Genomic DNA, 16895 nt, shown 5'->3' with positions numbered 1-16895 from the left:
GGTCTGATTAGGCGTTCGCGGCAGCGTACGCGCCGATGACGCGGGCCACGGCGCCGGCCGGAGCTTGCAGAACACCAGCGATCTTGGTCGCCGGGGCTTGCAGCAGGCCGATAAGCTTGCCACGCAGCTGGTCCAGAGACGGCAGGGTCGCAAGCGACTTGACGCCGGCTTCGGTCAGGACTTCCGTGTCCATGATGCCGCCAATGATCTTGAGCTTGTCATTTTCTTTGGCGTACTGGACGGAAACCTTGGCGGCAACAACCGGATCGGCCGAATAGACCAGGGCGACCGGGCCTTTGAACAGGGCATCGCCCTTTTCGCCGACCTTGCCATCCAGGGCCTTTTGAGCCAGACGGTTCTTGAACACCTTCACAACGGCGCCTTCCTTACGGAGGCGGTTGCGAAGTTCAGACATTTCCACAAAGGTCATACCCGTATACTGGGTAACAACCACGGCGCCGGAGTTTGCGAAGACGCTTTTCAGCTCTTCGATCGACTCGGCCTTTTTTGCGCGGTCCATTGCTGGCCTCCATGGGGGTGACGTCCTGCGGAAAACCCGCAGAACAAACAAAAGCCTTCGCGTCCCGAATGGAACGTGAAGGTTACTGTCCAGATGAGATGCTGATCACCACAGAGACGCGCGACCTTTTAAGGCGGCACGGGAATTCTGTTTGGCGGTTCGCGTCCCGTCTCAATTCGGCGTGCAAGGGCTCTCGCACATTATGGATCAGGTGGCCCCTGATCCCCGAAGGTCTCGGACAGAACGACACGAAGGAATCGCTTCCTTCAAGCCGAGGCGCGCCTATTACAGGCAAAGCATACAAATATCAAGGCTGAGCGTACATTTTTCCGTATATCCGCCAATGACGGGGGCCAACCTTGCCCGGCCAACCTCCCCAAAAGGCCCTTTTCGCCCTTGAAGATGGCAGAATTGACGCCTAAAGACAGAATCATGCCAAATCCATCCTCCCTCCCCAATCGTAATGTGGCGCTCCTCGCCTTCGACGGCATGCCATTGTTCGAGTTCAGCATCGCGGTTGAATTGTTTGGCCTCGACCGCCCAGAAATGGGGCCGAACTGGTATCAGTTCGCGGTGGGCGGCCTGGATTGTCAACCGGCGCAGACGACGGCCGGATTAAAAATCCACGTCGACGGCGGGATGTCCGTTTTTGAGGGCGCTGGAACCGTGATTGTGCCTGGCTGGCCCATAGATCGGCCGGTTCCACATGAAGTGACCGACATGCTAATCGCCGCCAAACGGCGCGGCGCCCGTATCCTAACCATCTGTTCGGGTGTCTTCGTACTGGCGGCAAGCGGCCTTTTGAAAGGGCTGCGTGCCACGACCCATTGGAAATATACCGAGCAGCTCAAAACGCTCTATCCCGATATCGACGTCGTCCCCGATGTCCTCTACATCGACGAAGGCCAGATCATGACATCGGCAGGCAGTGCCGCCGGTATCGACCTGTGCCTGCATCTTATCCGTCGTGATTTCGGTCCTGCCGCCGCCAATACCGTCGCACGCCGTCTTGTGGTGCCACCCCATCGTGACGGCGGTCAGGCGCAATTCATCGAACGCAGCGTACCGACCCATTACGAGAGCGATCGCCTGGGGCCACTGCTCGACTACATGCGTACACATTTGCACAAGGAACACCGCATTCCTGACCTTGCCCGTCGCGCTGGCATGAGCGAGCGCACCTTCCTCAGGCGCTTCGGTGAAGCCACAGGTATGACGCCGGCCAAATGGCTGCTGCATGTCCGCCTGAGTGAGGCAAAGGATCACCTGGAAACCAGCGACATCAGCATCGAGCGGATCGCCGAGCATACCGGCTTCGGCAGCCCGACCAATTTGCGCCACCATTTCCGCGAACATCTCAACACCACCCCAACCGCCTACCGTCAGACCTTCAGCCGAGCCTCCGCATGACCTTTGCCACCCTGCCCGCCCCGCCCTACTATGTCGTCACTTTCAGTTCGCAACGCACCCAGGAAGAATGGGGCTATAGCGATATGTCGACACGCATGATTGAATTGGCCGCCAAACAGCCTGGCTATCTCGGCGTTGAAAGCGTGCGCGGCGCCGACGGCTTCGGAATTACCAATTCATTCTGGGAAAATGAGGACGCCATCCGCAACTGGAAACGCGTTGTTGACCACATGGCTGCGCAAAAAGCCGGTCGAGATATGTGGTATGAACATTACGAAGTCCGGATCGCGCGCGTCGAGCGGGCCTATGGCCTGCGCAAATAGGGGTAAGCGATAGCCAGTATCGTCACGCGTTCCTTTAAGCCGAGTAATTAAATAGGGGAAGATGCGCCTACATCTTCCCCCGCATTACCTGAGCTGCGGCAACCCGGAGAGGAAGTTCACTCAGATAAACTTATAGCCTGAAGTTATTATTACAGGACATACAGCTTCACCTGAGTATTCGATAGAAGCCAAGACCGTTTGGCTCGCAGTCGCATATCACAGGTGGTATTTGACAAGGTGTCTTTTAACCAAAAACTTGCCTATGTCGAATGAATTATAGGTAATGTTAAGGTGTCACTTCCTTAAGTTCTGAAATATATACAGCAACCATTGTTTATTTTGTTACAATTTGAAGACAGTCGTAAATTCAGGGCCATATCTTCACCCTTGATTTCCATATCTTCACCCTTGATTTCAGGGCGCAGCCTTGCCAAAGACGCACGCCAAAAGGAGTCATCATGCCGACCGACGTCTTGGCCGATATTCATGCGTTTCTGGGGTCCCGGACACCGGATGCCTGGATCGACGCTGCTCTGCAAAATCTCGACCTGCTTCTGCTTGACCACAAAAATTGCGAGTACAAGGCCGCCAGCAACGCCATCAACCTGATCGCCAAGTATCAGGAAAGCGAAGCCCTGGTCATGGCCATGGCGCGTCTGGCGCGCGAGGAACTGGCGCACCATGAGCAGGTGATGAAAATCCTCAAGAAACGCGTCATCGCTTTGCGCCCCCTCACCCCATCGCGCTACGCCATGGGATTGCGCCGCCTGTGCCGGCGCACGGAGCCCGGCATGATGATTGATATTCTTCTGATCAGCGCCTTCATAGAAGCCAGGTCGTGCGAACGGTTTGGCGCGGTGGCGCCGCACCTGGATGGTGATTTGGGCAAGTTCTATTTTGGCCTGCTGAAAAGCGAAGCCCGTCACTATCAGGGCTATATAAAACTGGCCAGTCTTTACGGCGATGCTCAGGACATCGCTGAGCGTATCGCCCTCATCCGACCGGTCGAGCAAGCCTTGATCGCCGATCCCGATCCAGATTTCCGCTTCCATAGCGGCCCGCCGGCCTGATCCTGGCCAGCCTGATCCTGCTACAAAGCAAAAAGCCGCCCCTTAACAGGAGCGGCTTTTCACTTGCGATGCAAAATCGACAGTCGGAACGATTACTGAGCCGACGCCGTGTCAACCTTTACGCCCGGGCCCATGGTCGAAGACAAAGCGATCTTCTTGACATAGAGGCCCTTGGCGCCCGACGGACGGGCCTTAACCAGCGCGTCAACCAAAGCCTTGACGTTGATTTCCAAAGCTTCGACAGTGAACGAGGTCTTGCCGACGCCGACGTGGACGATACCGGCCTTTTCGACACGGAACTCAACCGCGCCGCCCTTGGCGTCCTTGACGGCCTGGGCAACGTTCGGCGTGACAGTGCCGACCTTCGGGTTCGGCATCAGGCCGCGCGGGCCCAGCACCTTACCGAGGCGACCAACCAGAGCCATCATGTCTGGAGACGCGATGACGCGGTCGAAGTCCATGAAGCCACCCTGGATCTTTTCGACCAGGTCTTCGGCACCGACGACTTCAGCGCCAGCTGCCAGAGCTTCCTCGGCCTTCTTGTCCTTGGCGAACACGGCGACGCGAACGTCCTTACCCGTGCCGGACGGCAGGTTGACAACGCCGCGGACCTGTTGGTCGGCGTGACGCGGGTCAACACCCAGATTGATGGCGATTTCGACCGTTTCGTCGAACTTGGCCTTGGCGTTTGCCTTGACGACGTTCAGAGCTTCGGTCAGGCCGTACAGCTTGCTGCTGTCGGCATTCCAGGCCTTAATACGTTTTGCGATATGGGTCATATTAGTCCACCACCTGCAGGCCCATGGAACGGGCAGAACCTTCGATGATCTTGGTCGCCTGATCGAGATCGTGGGCGCTGAGATCCTTCATCTTCTTTTCGGCGATGTCACGCAGTTGAGCGCGCGTGATCTTGCCGGCAACGTCGCGGCCCGGCAGCTTCGAGCCGGACTTCAGGTTCAACGCCTGCTTGATGAAGAAGGTCGCCGGAGGCGTCTTCGTCTGGAACGTGAAGGACTTGTCTTGATAGACAGTGATGATGGTCGGAAGCGGCGTGCCCTTCTCGACGTTTTCGGTACGGGCGTTGAATTCCTTACAGAAACCCATGATGTTGACGCCGCGTTGACCCAGTGCAGGGCCGATGGGGGGCGAAGGCGTGGCAGAGCCGGCCTTCACCTGGAGCTTGATATAGCCCAGGATTTTCTTAGCCATTGGAAATCTCCTGAAGCGCCGTAAGGCGCGTTGTGAGCCGTGGTATAGTTGGCCTGGCTTGGCTTTGGCCTCCCACGGATTTATCCCCGTCGTGAAACGAAGAGCGCGCGCTATAACCTATTTGTTCAGGGGTGGCAAGCCTCATAACGGGACGCATGAATGGCCAAAGGGCTCAACGGCCACCGTCGCCGAACCGATAGGACAAAGCGATCTTGATCGCCCGCATATTTGCCTCGCCCTCGGATTCGGTTTTCAACAGCGCTGTATCGACGACGCTGCGAAAATGAAAGCTGTTGAACAGGTCGGTCATGCTGACCACCACGGCGACCTTGTCGGTCAGCGGACGGCGATAGGTCATGTCCGCGCGCCAGGCGCCGCTGGTCTGGCCCTGATAGGTCAACCGGCGGCCAAACCCCGTCAGGTTGATCTGAAACTGGTCGCCGTTCGGCGCGTTATATTCGAGAAGGCCGTTGCCCGACCCGGAAAATCGCCCGCGCATCTTCTGCACGTATCCGTCTATATACGGTGCTTGTGTGTAGTACAGGTTGGCGTTGATCGCGTATTTGACGCGCTTCGACACCTTACCGTGGAGAGTCAGTTCCGTCCCGCCCGAACGACTGCGTCCGGAATTGATGGATGTGCTCAGAAGGAGGCCATCCGCGGTGACGAGGCTGTAGGGAGAGAAGCTCCCGCGCGTATCGCGGAAATACAGGGTGGCGCCCATTCCGAAATCGCCGATATTGCGGTCGTAGGCCGCCTCATAGGCATTGGTGAATTGCGGCTTCAGCGCCAGATTACCGGTGACTCCGAGATTATTGCCCCAATATTGGATATTGGGGTTGTACTCACCGATGGACGGACGTGATACCCGACGCGAAAAACTGAACTTCACGCGATCGGTGTCGTTGAGATAGCGGCTGATATGAAGCGACGGATAAAGGGTAAGATCGGAAACGCCGACATCCCCCACCAGATTCAGATGCGCTGCCTCCAGACGCATACCGGGCAGAAGAGTCCACCGTCCCCACGGGGTCTGCCACGTCGCATATATGGCCGATATAGTTCGCGTGCCCGAAAAGGCGTAATCGTAGTCGGAAACGGCCAGGTCCAGGTCCGTGCCGCGGCTATCAAGGCGCGACACATCGCGATTGAAGGTCCGATCGATGGACAGGCCCGCCGTCAGTAGACGCCGGCCGAAGCGCCGCTCATAATCACCCTGCACCCGGTCGCTATTGCCACCGATGTCCGAAATCGTGCCATAGAGGTCGCCATCGCCCCGATCATATGTCGAACGGGTCAGATTGGCGTAATCGGAATGATCGAAACTCAGGCTAAGGGTCTCGTTATTCGCATCGCCGCGATAATCGTATTGAGCCAGGACATCCCCATTATGACTCCCCGACGTCACAAGGGACGTCTCGTCATAGTCGGCGATGCCGCTGTAATGGCTCCATCCCTTGGTCATCGCGTCGTAATTGCCGTAATTACCTTTGAAGGAGAGGCTGCTGCGCGGGGACAGCCTATATTCAAGTGACAGACCACCCGTCGCCTCGTCCGACGCCGTATGCAAGTGATCTTCACGATCAAGGACATCGTAGCCACCGTCAGGGTTCAGCGCTGCCTGACGCTCAAACAGACGCGTTCGATTGCGCCCGTGATCGAGACGTAACTGGCCACCCGCCGACCACGGCCCGCTGTTGATCGTCGTGGATAAAGACAGCCCTGCTTGCCCAAGCGTGTTTGCCTGAAGGTTTAGATCACCGGACAGATGGACTTTGCGCCGCTTGCGGGTGACGATATTGATAATGCCTCCCGTGCCGTCCGGTGCGAATTGCGCCGACGGGTTGGTAATCACTTCGATTCGTTCGACATCGGCGGACGCCAGAACCTTCACCACGGCATTTCCGTCCGCGGGCACCTTGCCATCAATCAATATGGTCACATTGGCGCCGCGCAGTTGCACCTTGCCGTCGGAGGATACGGTGACCGACGGCAGTTTGCGCAATATATCGAGGATGACGCCCGTCTGCGCGTCCGGATCGGATTCAATGTCGTAGCTGAGGCGATCTATCTTTTCGATAGCGTCCGGCTTCTTGCCGACGACAACGACCTCGGTTGAATCTTGAGCCATTGCTCCGCCGGCAAGAGCCAGCCCCACCGCCGTCAGGCAGGCATTACGCATCGCAAAATGGTTAAAACATCGGCCAAGCACGACGCAAGGGATAGCATGACCTAAAGCAATTACGCTAGACGTGGTGCCTCAGGCCGTAGAGCATAAAAAAACGCCCCGACATGTCGGAGCGTTTTTTAAATTTACGATGCGAACGGGCTACGCGGTCTTTTCGACCTGGGCGTATTCCAACTCAACCGGCGTGGCGCGACCGAAGATCGACACGGACACACGCAGACGGGCGTGTTCCTGATCGACGCTTTCGACAACACCGTCGAACGATGCGAAGTGGCCGGACGTGATCTTGACCTTCTCACCGATATCGAAGGACAGGACGGGCATCGGACGCTCAACCGCAGCGGCTGAATTGCCAACAATACGATCGACTTCCCTTTGCGACACAGGCATCGGCTTGGAGCCGGAACCCAGGAAGCCGGTGACCTTCGGGGTGTTCTTGACCAGGTGATAGGCTTCGTCAGACAGCTCCATCTTCACCAGGACATAGCCCGGAAAGAACTTGCGCTCTGAATTGAACTTGCGGCCGCGACGAACCTCGACGACTTCCTCGGTAGGCACCAGGATTTCGGAGAATTTGTCTTCCAGACCCTGGCTTTTCGCCTGCTCGCGCAGGGCTTCGGCCACCTTCTTTTCGAAGTTGGAATAGGCGTGGACGATATACCACTTGTGGTTCGGGTTGGAGAGGACCGGCGCCTCGGAGTGTGCGGGATTTGCCATGTCAGATTATCCTTGAATGCCGATCTTTGTAACGTAATTGGTCAGGAAACCGAGCGCGCCGTCAATGACAAAGAAGAAGACGCCAGCCAGGACAACCATGATCAGGACCATCACGGTCGTGATCCAGACTTCCTTGCGCGTCGTCCAGGTGATGCGCTTGGCCTCAACCTGAACTTCCTTGAAGAACTTCACCGGGTTGAATGGCTTCTTCGGCGTCTTTTCGACAGCGGCGGCCCCTGCGGGCGCCTTTACCGGATCGACCTTACCGATTGCCACCTTGCGGCCCGGCTCCACGGTCTTCGTCTTTGTACCCGCTTTTTGGGTTTCAGGTTTCTTCACCGTTAAAACGCCTATCAGTCTGCGCCGCGCACGTCGCGGCTTCCGAACAACAGAAATGAGGCTCGAAACCCAGGTTTCAAGCCTACATTTAATTTGGACCGCATTTTATCCAAAAAGTGCACGACAAGCGTGACACGTTTCAAAACGCGTTCCGAAAAGAAATGGCAGGGGCGGAGGGACTCGAACCCACGACATCCGGTTTTGGAGACCGACGCTCTACCAGCTGAACTACACCCCTGCAGTTCTCAGGGACAGCCAGACCTGAGTCTCGGCGTATCCATGGGAGGCGTGCGGTTTATCAGCCGAAAGCGCGGCGCGCAACACCCATTGTGGGAATTTTCACAGCTTAAGGCACGAAAGCCGGATCGACCACCGCCCAGAAGGCGGATTTCGGATTGCCGGCGGTGTCGAACAGCAGGGGATAATTCTTCCGCGTCACGGGAAAAGTATCGAGCCAGGTATGATTGTCTGCCACACCCCAGAGGGTCACGGACTTGACGCTGGTGTGCGCCGCGAAGACGGCGAACAGTTCGCGATATTTGAGCGCCTGTGACCGAAGGGCGGCATTATAACCCGTCGATCCCACCGTCACGGCGGGCAGACAGCCGGTGGCGCTTGCATCGCAGGTTCCCGGATCAGCATAGACCGACACATCCATTTCGGTCACATGGTTGATGAGCCCCTTCGCTTCGACCGCCGCAAGAGCCGCCTCGACTTCCGCGGCGCCAGGGTAGGAAATGCTGATATGCAGCTGATGCCCAACCCCGTCGACCGGAACGCCGCGGTCAAGCAGTCCCTGGACGATCGTCATCAGGCGGCCGCGCTTCCCGGCTTCCTCCGTCAGATATTCATTGATGAACAATTGCGCACCAGGGTCGGCCGCCCGCGCCGCGCGAAAGGCGTAGTCGATGAAGTCAGACCCGAAGATACGATACCATTCGCTGTCACGATAGGTCGCCCCTGCGGTATCGCTGGTCACTTCGTTGACGACGTCCCAGCAATAGACCTTGCCCTTGAAGTGGGTGACGACATCCGTCACATATGTTTCCAGCCGCCCGCGCACCAGAGCCTTATAGGCGGTCATATCGGTCCGGTCGCCGTCGAAAAACCATGACGGTGAGGTCTGGTGCCAGACCAGAGCATGTCCCCGCACGGAAATTCCGTTGGCCTGCGCAAAGGCGATCAAAGCATCGGCCTGGGTGAAATCATAAACGCCCGCCGACACGCCTATCGGATTGGCCTTCATGACGCTTTCAGCGGTCAGGGTATTGGCATGTTTGAGCAGTAAGGCATTGGTCGGCGACTGGCCGGTAATTGCCGGATCGACGGCAAAACCAATCTTGAACTTGCTGGCAAAGACGGTTTTGAGCGCGGGCGCCGTCGCCGGATCGGGTAAGGTCACCGAAGACGATGAAGAACTGGAACTACCGGAGGACGTCCCGCCGCCTCCCCCACTGCTGCTGCCACCGCCGCCGCAGGCTGCGACGAGCGCCGATGCACCGACCGTGAACAACACTGTTCGCCGGCTGGAGGATGCCAATCCCTTCATGATGTCTTCCCTGACGTTTTTTATATTATGCCCGTCATTGACATCCGGCAGATAGCTTCTGTCAAGTCAGCAGGTGGACCACGCCCCAGATAGCTAGGCCAAGCAGCGGCAAGCCGCCCCAAAGAGCGGCGCGTGTCATCAAACCCGGCAGCCATTTGACCGGCGCCCGGCCAGGCGCACAAATGCTCATCCGGTCATAGGTGCCAATATCGCTGTATGCCCGGTCAAGCGCCATCTTTTCTTCGGCCGTCAGCCACGGCCGCGACACCGTATAGTCGCGCACCGCTTCATAGCCCTGCGCGGTCTGGCGCGGGGTGAAGCTTAGGCGCAAACCGCCAAAATCCCAGCTTCTGGCCTGGGTCGGCCAGCTAAGTGGCAATGCCGTCTTGATCAGGGTGGTGATGCGCCCTTCGCGGACATCGCCAATGTCGAACGGAAACCGACGCCGCCCTTCCGGTTCCTCCAGCACATAGTCGAAACCGGACTCCGGACTGAAGAAAACCTTTTCTCCGTTTCGGCTGGTCATGTGCCAGGGATTGTCGGTCGTGACGAGCGTGGTGATGATGATCTCGTTGCGCTTGCGATCGTCGGTCATTTGCGGAATGGCACACATGTTCATGCCATAGATATAGCTGAACAGGGCACAACGGTCTTCGACATAGCTGCTAAGGCTCTGGTGCCGGAGTTCCCGACGCACACCGTCAGCCCGTGCACCGCGATAGACATAGTCGATCTCTATGACCGTCTCTTCACCCGTCTTGACCGGCAGATGAATGACCTCGCGCACTTCATAATCCAGGCCCGGCGCCTTATCCATCATGCGGATCAGATCGCCGCCGGGTTTCAGGATCAGAGCGTAGCCCAGATCGTTCTGGGCCATGTGGTCGAGGTCCCCGCCCTGCGCCACATCCGACGTGCCTTCGAACCAGTACATCCGGCCGTCGTGGTAGCACATGGAGATACAGTGGTTGAACGCACCCAGGCGGGGCTGGGTATTAGCGAGATCGAAACCACGGCTGGTGTCGACCAGGGCCGGCCAGGCCTCGATACCCATCCGCGTCAGCATGGCCGCGATCATTTTCGAGACGTCCTTGCAGTCGCCGATACGGTCGGCGAAAATCTCCTTAAGGGTGCGCGGCACGAACCCGCCTTCGCCGAATGAAAAAGCGAAGTAGCGAATATTTTCCTGCACCCAACGAACGGCGGCGACAATGCGATCCGAGGTCGCCGCATGGTCGATTTCTATCTGGTGGATGATGTCCAGCAAACCGTCCGGATAGTCGGTATCGCCCTCAAACCCCGCGCGCATTACGTCCCCAACGCGTTTCCAGGTATCGATGCTGGACGCGTAGGCGCCCCTCACCGGCATGACCCAGCCCGGCGTATCTGACTCATAATCGCACTCGCGCACCTGCGATGCCTCAAACAGGATTTCGCTGTATCCGTCCGCCAGAACCGAGATCCGCGGCTCGGTCCAGCCGAGGGGGAACGGCTTCATGTAGATCTGGCGTTCCGGCGGCACCAGCAGACGGGCATGGCGTCGATCCCAGTAAATAAGGTTCTGGAGCAGGACCGGAACCGAGAACTCGCCCTGGAAGCAGGCCGGATCGCCGGACAGGGTCATAGCCGTATCGATGATGTCGCCAACCCGCACGTCCGGCAGGGTGACGGCCAGAGTCCACCGTCCATCCAGCACCAGGCGCTCGAAGCTGCGTTCGCGCCGCATGACGATGTAGCGGGATTCAACGTCCACATCGATGACCTGGTCCCCACGCAGAATGCGGATGTGATGGATGGTCAGTTCATCGTAATAGGGATTGAACGGAAGGGTGACATTGGCCAGATAGCTCAAGGCCGACAGGTTCACCACTTCCTCGATCGTGCGATCGTAGCGGTGCGGACGAAAATCCAGTTTCGACTGGTCATCGACCAGCCAAGTGTAAAAACCGTATGGCGACTTGGATTGATCGAGCGTCGCGGGGCGCTTGAAATCCTGCACCTTTACCCAATCGGGTTCAGGTGCAAAATGAATGCGCCGCCTGACCTCTTCCTCGAACACGATCCCCACCCCTGAAGCATAAGCCCGGCGGATGCGATCCACCGGGCTCAAATCGTTAACACAGGCATTAACCGTGTAAAGGGCTAAAGCGCCACAGTTGCAGGGAGAATTCCCTTGCGCTTTACCACTGACCGACGATCACCTTGCCCGACCCCATGATCGACCGTGAAATATTACCGGTCACCGACTTGACGCGCACATCGCCGGAGCCAACAATATTGACTTCCAGGCTCTTGGCCTCTCCGCCGAAACGGACGTCACCTGAACCGGCGATATTGACTTCCATCGACGAGGCTACACCGCTGTCGACCTTCACATTGCCGGAACCGCCAATGTTCACTTGCAGCGGCCCATTCAGCTTGTTGACGAGCAGATCGCCATTACCGCCGATATTGACCTCCAAAGCGTTGACGGATTGCGCGGTGAAATTGCCGGAACCGCCAATATTGACCTCGGCGTCGGCGCTGTTGACCAGCGACACATCACCGGAGCCGCCGATATTAATTTCGGCCTTGCCGGAAACGCTTGCCAACTGCCAGCTACCGCAACCGCCTTCGCTGAACTCCAGGGACTTGCTGGCCCCGACCGTGCCGTAGGTCGCCCCGCCGGCCGCAATTTTGGCGTCCATCGGGACCTTTATATATACCGTCGGAAGATCGGCACTGGCCACCTGCCCCAGCCCGTTGATGTTAACCCCGCCGGACTTACAATTCAGGCCGCGCCCCTTCAACTTGCCGTCGGCGACTAAGGTGTCGCCCTTGGTGCGAACCATGATCTGAGGCACCTGCACCTTGCCGTAAACGACCTTGAGTTCGACATCGGCGCGATTTTCCGGCGTGACAACAACCCGCGCGGCGATGTTTTCAAGTTGCACTTCCGTATGCGCCGAAACGGCGGATGCCGTAAGGGCGATAGCGGTAAATGCCGAGGCGGAGGCGATCAGGGCAAAGGTCTTCATTGTATTTGATCCTGTAGGAAATGATCTGTTGGACACATTTTGGACACAGGTTACGCCGGTTACAACTTAATTAGCTGTCATGAAGCGTTTGTAATCAAAGTGACCGGCGGGAAATACACATCCCGCCGCACAATATTAAGCCTTGGGCTTGAGCTTGCGGGTGAAAAAATCGAGTTGCAGCCGGAAGCGTTGCAGGTTGCGTTCGTTCCCCTTGAGACCGTGACGCTCACCCGGGAACAGCATCAATTCGAACGGCACGCCCTTCTTTTGCAAGGCCGCCATGACGCGCGTCGAATTGGCCAGTTGCACATTATCATCGGCCATGCCGTGCATCAGCAGAAGCGCACCGGGTTTGAGATTATCGATGCGGTTCAGCACATCCGAAGCCGCATAACCGTCCGCATTGGCCTGCGGCGTCGACATGTAACGCTCCGTGTAGGCGGTGTCGTACAGGCCCCATTGCGTCGGCGGCGCCCCCGCCGCACCGGCGGCGAACGGCGTATCCTTGGCCGTCATCGCCATCAGCGTGACAAAGCCGCCCTGGCTCCAGCCCATAATGCCGATGTGCGCGCCATCGACATAGGGCAGGCTTTGCAACCATTTGGCGCCCATGATCTGGTCGTCGATGTCGGGCTGGCCGAACTTCTTGTAGATGGCGCGGCCGAATTTCACGCTCCGGCCGGGCGTACCGCGATTGTCGAGCGAGAAGACAATGAAGCCTGCTTCCTGGAACAGGCGGTTACTGGCGGCCACCCACGTCTTTTTAACCGTCGCGCTCGCCGGACCGCCATAGATGGAGACTATGACCGGGTACTTTTTCGACGGATCGAAATTGCGCGGCTTTAACAGGTAATATTCCAGCTTCTCCCCGTCCGCCGCCGTGAGTTCGCCGAATTCCGGCGCGCTGTAGGTATCCTTGTACGCATAGTAGGGATGTGACGCGTCCAGCTTGTTTTCCTCGATCCAGCGCAGGCGTTTGCCCGAGCCGTCATAGAGCGCAGACTGCGGCGGTGTCGTCGGATCGGAATAGCTGCCGATAAAGGCAGCGCCGCCGCCGGACACCGACGTCGTCCACCAACCGCCCGGAGGGGTGATGGCGACCGGCTCTCCCGCCTTGCGGAAGCTGACCTTGTAAAGGCCATGTTCTATGGGTGTATCCTTCGAGGCTTCGAAATAAAGCTCGCCGGTCTTTTCGTTTATGTCCGCCAGCTTATCGACCGGCCAGTCGCCATGCGTAACCTGGCGGACCAGCTTGCCGTCGGGGCCATAGTAGTAAAAGTGATTGTTTCCATCGCGTTCGGACGACCAGATGAAGCTTCCGTCGCTCAGCAATTTGAAATCGTCATGCAGCTCCACCCAGCTGTCGGATGTTTCCGATAGAATGGTCTTGGTCGCGCCTGTCGCCGGATCGACCTGAAGCAGATCAAGTCTGTGCTGATCGCGGCTCAAGCGCTGGACGTAGAAGGTTTTGCCGTCCTTGGCCCAGTTGACGCGGGCTAGGTAAAAGTCTGGATTGCTCCCCAGATCGACCTTCACCGGCGTTTCCTGGCCGATGGTCTTCACATAGAGTTCGACAATCGCGTTGGGCTTGCCGGCGAACGGATAGCGCTGATCAACAATCTTGACGCCCTCGCCACCGATCTCCACGCGTTGCGCAACGGCAACGCCGCTTTCGTCAGTTTTCTGGTAAACGATCTGGGTCGCCAGAGGGGACCACCAATAGCCGGTGTGGCGGGCCAGTTCCTCCTCGGCGATAAACTCCGCCGTGGCATAGGTGGTCGTTCCCTCGCCTTTCGGCGTCAACTGGGTTTCGATACCGCTTTTCAGGTCCTTCAGATACAGGGTCTGGTCGCGGACAAAAGCCACAGCGCCACCCTTTGGTGACAGCTTGGCATCGACCTCATCACCCGGCGTCTCCGTCAGACGGCTGATCTTCTTTGTGGCGCGATCGACCAGATAGATATCACCGTCGAGCGGCAAAAGGATCGACTGGCTGTTTTCAGACCACTCATAGGCGACGACACCGCGGGCGGAAACGCGCATACGTTCGCGGCGGGATTTCTCGGCCTCTGACAATTCCTTGTTTTGCGACGACAGGCTATCCGCATCAACCAGCAAAAACGGCTCGCCGCCCTTGACCGGCACGGCCCACAGATCCTGGACCTGGGCATTGCTGGCCTTTGGCTTGAGCCAGGTCAGAAGCGTGCCATCCGGCGACAGTTTGACACCGACAGATTTGGGCCCGTTTATGTCGGGATCGGCGAACACACGTTCCGGCGTCAGGATATTGTGCGTTGCCTGCGTTACGGCGGTCGGGGATTGTGCTGTGGAGGTCTGGGCCATGGCCGCTCCCGTCATCATGGTTGTGGTCATCAGGAAAGACCCCAGAAGGATCAACGGCAAACGGGCGGATTTCATCAAGTCACATTCCCCATATAAAGAGGCGCGAACGCTAGCCCCGGCCTGCCGAGGCCGTCAAGGCGGTTGCACGGGAAACAAAGATCGGCAAGATTACAAATCCGTAATGTCAGGATTTGGGCGGCTGCAGTTCGTCTTCAAGACCGGCGTCGATCAATAGATCGCGCGCTTTCGCGAACTGTTCGTCGGCGACCAGAATGCGTTTCGGGAACATGCCTATTGAGCCTTCAGCGGCGCTTATCGCCTGATCGGCGATAAAGTAAGCTAGGTCCGCGCTTTTCAGCAATGACTCCACGAAGGAGATCAAGGCCGGATTATTGGTTCGGATCAGGTCTTTCATGGGGCTTCTATTCGCTGGGGCGGGTCAGGATAAACAGGGCGCACACCGCACAGACGGCGGCGGGGGCGAACCGCCAGTAGCCATGCAGCAATATAGCCGAAACAACCGAGCTGACCGCCATGGCTGAAACAGCCGCGATCTTAGCCGACTGACCGATGGCGCCGCGTTCGCGAAACGCGCGGATCGGCGGACCGATTTTGGGATGATTCATGATCTTTGCCTCCCATTCCGGATTGGAGCGGGCAAAGAAGACAGCGGCGATGATAAAGAACACCGTACTGGGCATCACCGGCAAAAACGCGCCGAGAATACCCAGTCCGACGAAGACCAGCCCGCCAAACATGAAAAGAATTCTCATATGCAGACCATACCGGCAAAAGGCCGGTCCGCCTAGTCCGACATTTTGTCGCCGTCATGAAACGCATCGATTTCTGATTGCACTGGACATCACCCTTGCGGCGCACCACAGTATCGATCTGTACCCAGTATCAGTCTGTACCAAGAGGAAAACGACATGTCTGTCAGGCCATCGACACCGCCTACCGCTTCCGGTGTCGAATTCCACAGGCTTGATGCGGATTTGCGCGCAGCGGGTATCGATACCTCACGCTTCGCCTTCTACGACCAGTCGTCAACTATGCCGGCCGAGGATCTGCGCGCGTTGTACGCTCACTGGGTGCAGATACGGCCGCGCAGCGCAGCCTATGACGCGCATGTCCGCGATATCGTGCCCCGTCTGTGCGAACGGATAATCGCTGCCTTCCACGCCGATAACTGGCATGGCGGCTGCGTGGAAGCCTCAACCATGATGTCGCGCATGCTCGACCGCCTCGGCATCTGGAGCTTCAGCGTCCTGGGCAGCACCACATTCGATGCGCCAAGCGAAGGCCTGTGCTGCGGCTTTTACAAGCATGATTTCCAGGATTTTCAGGATGCCGTGCTCGGCCATGCCTGGTTGGTGGTTCCGCCCTATATCGTTGTGGACGCGACGGTGGCGCTCCAGCAATGGGGAAATGATCCGATCACCCGCCTCCTGCCGCCGTTCGTGGCTGCGGAAACCGCCCGCCAGATTTCACCGCATGTGTCCGATGTCGTAAGCTGGCGGATGCGCGGATATTTTGATTCTATGGATGGGCATCTGGATGAAGCCCTCCATTTGCGGCTGGAGCCGGATTTGCTGAACTTTGGCCTCACCTTCCCGGCGGTAGAGGTTGAGGATGGTCCTCTCAAGGTACGATATGTACCTGTACAAATCTATCTGCCGGAATGCCCGCTGGAGGCCATAAATGAAAACGGCGAAATTGGCCGTTCAGGCGGACAGATATGGGAAGCGGATGTAAAGCCTGAGTTTTCTTAACCCCCTCTCCGTAACGAAAAACCCCGCCGGTTTGCACCGACGGGGTTTTAAGCGACTATATCGAATAGCTCAGGAACGAAGTCTTGATTATTCGACGATCTTGGACACGACGCCGGCGCCGACGGTGCGGCCGCCTTCACGGATAGCGAAGCGCAGCTTCTCTTCCATGGCGATCGGGGTGATCAGCTCAACGTCCAGCTCAGCGTTGTCGCCAGGCATGATCATTTCAACGCCTTCCTTCAGCTTCACGATGCCTGTGACATCGGTCGTGCGGAAGTAGAACTGAGGACGATAGTTAGTAAAGAACGGAGTGTGACGGCCGCCTTCTTCCTTGGTGAGGATGTAGGCTTCGGCAACGAACTTCGTGTGCGGCGTGATCGAACCCGGCTTGCACAGAACTTGGCCGCGCTCAACGTCTTCACGCTTGGTGCCGCGCAA

The 16895-nt window shown here is 57.8% G+C and carries 17 protein-coding genes and 1 tRNA gene; 4 read left to right on the top strand and 14 right to left on the bottom strand.

The genetic code is table 11. The features are described 5' to 3' along the window. Window positions 1-7: 7 nt before the first annotated feature. Window positions 8-520 carry a 50S ribosomal protein L10 gene (gene rplJ, locus RCJ00_RS00090; RefSeq protein ID WP_023459006.1) on the bottom strand — a complete coding sequence of 171 codons (513 nt, stop codon included), beginning with the start codon at window positions 518-520 and terminating at the stop codon, window positions 8-10. Between the two features lie 432 nt (window positions 521-952). On the opposite strand from rplJ, the gene ftrA reads away from it, so the two are divergent. The 3 genes from ftrA (at window position 953) to RCJ00_RS00075 (ending at window position 3323) form a co-directional block, all read left to right on the top strand. Continuing rightward, complete coding sequence (ftrA, locus tag RCJ00_RS00085; RefSeq protein WP_316219559.1) at window positions 953-1930, top strand: transcriptional regulator FtrA; 978 nt, start codon at window positions 953-955, stop codon at window positions 1928-1930. Then, complete coding sequence (locus RCJ00_RS00080) at window positions 1927-2253, top strand: antibiotic biosynthesis monooxygenase family protein (protein ID WP_316219558.1); 327 nt, start codon at window positions 1927-1929, stop codon at window positions 2251-2253. The genes ftrA and RCJ00_RS00080 overlap by 4 nt, the downstream gene beginning before the upstream one ends. A gap of 458 nt (window positions 2254-2711) precedes the next feature. Further along, window positions 2712-3323 (top strand): MiaE family protein, encoded by a 612-nt coding sequence (locus RCJ00_RS00075; RefSeq protein WP_316219557.1) that lies wholly within the window; start codon window positions 2712-2714, stop codon window positions 3321-3323. Between the two features lie 92 nt (window positions 3324-3415). Here the strand turns inward: RCJ00_RS00075 and rplA are convergent, their stop codons facing one another. The 12 genes from rplA to RCJ00_RS00015 form a co-directional block, all read right to left on the bottom strand. Continuing rightward, entirely contained in the window at window positions 3416-4102 is a 687-nt protein-coding gene (gene rplA / locus RCJ00_RS00070) for a 50S ribosomal protein L1 (RefSeq protein WP_316219556.1), read from the bottom strand. A 1-nt stretch (window position 4103) separates the two neighbouring features. Next, window positions 4104-4532: a 50S ribosomal protein L11 gene (gene rplK, locus RCJ00_RS00065; protein ID WP_023458426.1), complete on the bottom strand. Its 429-nt coding sequence runs from the start codon at window positions 4530-4532 to the stop codon at window positions 4104-4106. A gap of 172 nt (window positions 4533-4704) precedes the next feature. Beyond that, window positions 4705-6663 (bottom strand): TonB-dependent receptor, encoded by a 1959-nt coding sequence (locus RCJ00_RS00060; protein WP_316219555.1) that lies wholly within the window; start codon window positions 6661-6663, stop codon window positions 4705-4707. A gap of 198 nt (window positions 6664-6861) precedes the next feature. Continuing rightward, entirely contained in the window at window positions 6862-7437 is a 576-nt protein-coding gene (nusG, locus tag RCJ00_RS00055) for a transcription termination/antitermination protein NusG (protein ID WP_316219554.1), read from the bottom strand. Between the two features lie 6 nt (window positions 7438-7443). After that, complete coding sequence (gene secE, locus RCJ00_RS00050; RefSeq protein WP_316219553.1) at window positions 7444-7776, bottom strand: preprotein translocase subunit SecE; 333 nt, start codon at window positions 7774-7776, stop codon at window positions 7444-7446. Window positions 7777-7938: 162 nt separating this feature from the next. Then, a tRNA-Trp gene (locus tag RCJ00_RS00045) sits at window positions 7939-8014 on the bottom strand. A gap of 108 nt (window positions 8015-8122) precedes the next feature. After that, window positions 8123-9325, bottom strand: a complete 1203-nt coding sequence (locus tag RCJ00_RS00040) for an endo-1,4-beta-xylanase (RefSeq protein WP_316219552.1) — start codon at window positions 9323-9325, stop codon at window positions 8123-8125. Window positions 9326-9386: 61 nt separating this feature from the next. Next, window positions 9387-11384, bottom strand: coding sequence for a DUF3857 domain-containing protein (locus RCJ00_RS00035; RefSeq protein WP_316219551.1), 1998 nt, complete (start codon window positions 11382-11384; stop codon window positions 9387-9389). Window positions 11385-11505: 121 nt separating this feature from the next. After that, on the bottom strand, window positions 11506-12342 hold the full coding sequence (locus RCJ00_RS00030) for a GIN domain-containing protein (protein WP_316219550.1): 837 nt from the start codon (window positions 12340-12342) through the stop codon (window positions 11506-11508). 135 nt (window positions 12343-12477) lie between these two features. After that, entirely contained in the window at window positions 12478-14703 is a 2226-nt protein-coding gene (locus tag RCJ00_RS00025) for a S9 family peptidase (protein ID WP_411267522.1), read from the bottom strand. Window positions 14704-14869: 166 nt separating this feature from the next. Next, window positions 14870-15100 (bottom strand): putative signal transducing protein, encoded by a 231-nt coding sequence (locus tag RCJ00_RS00020; protein WP_316219548.1) that lies wholly within the window; start codon window positions 15098-15100, stop codon window positions 14870-14872. 7 nt (window positions 15101-15107) lie between these two features. After that, window positions 15108-15458: a YbaN family protein gene (locus RCJ00_RS00015; protein WP_316219547.1), complete on the bottom strand. Its 351-nt coding sequence runs from the start codon at window positions 15456-15458 to the stop codon at window positions 15108-15110. Between the two features lie 156 nt (window positions 15459-15614). Here RCJ00_RS00015 and RCJ00_RS00010 point away from each other — a divergent pair, with 156 nt between their 5' ends. Continuing rightward, window positions 15615-16457 (top strand): hypothetical protein, encoded by an 843-nt coding sequence (locus RCJ00_RS00010; RefSeq protein ID WP_316219546.1) that lies wholly within the window; start codon window positions 15615-15617, stop codon window positions 16455-16457. A gap of 87 nt (window positions 16458-16544) precedes the next feature. On the opposite strand, the gene RCJ00_RS00005 is transcribed toward RCJ00_RS00010, so the two are convergent. Next, on the bottom strand, window positions 16545-16895 hold a 351-nt coding region (locus tag RCJ00_RS00005; protein ID WP_524524935.1), incomplete at its 5' end, for an EF-Tu C-terminal domain-related protein.

Source organism: Asticcacaulis aquihabitans (assembly GCF_032490435.1).
In the GTDB taxonomy this organism is placed as follows: Bacteria; Pseudomonadota; Alphaproteobacteria; order Caulobacterales; family Caulobacteraceae; genus Asticcacaulis.
This window is presented reverse-complemented; position numbering and strand designations above follow the sequence as displayed.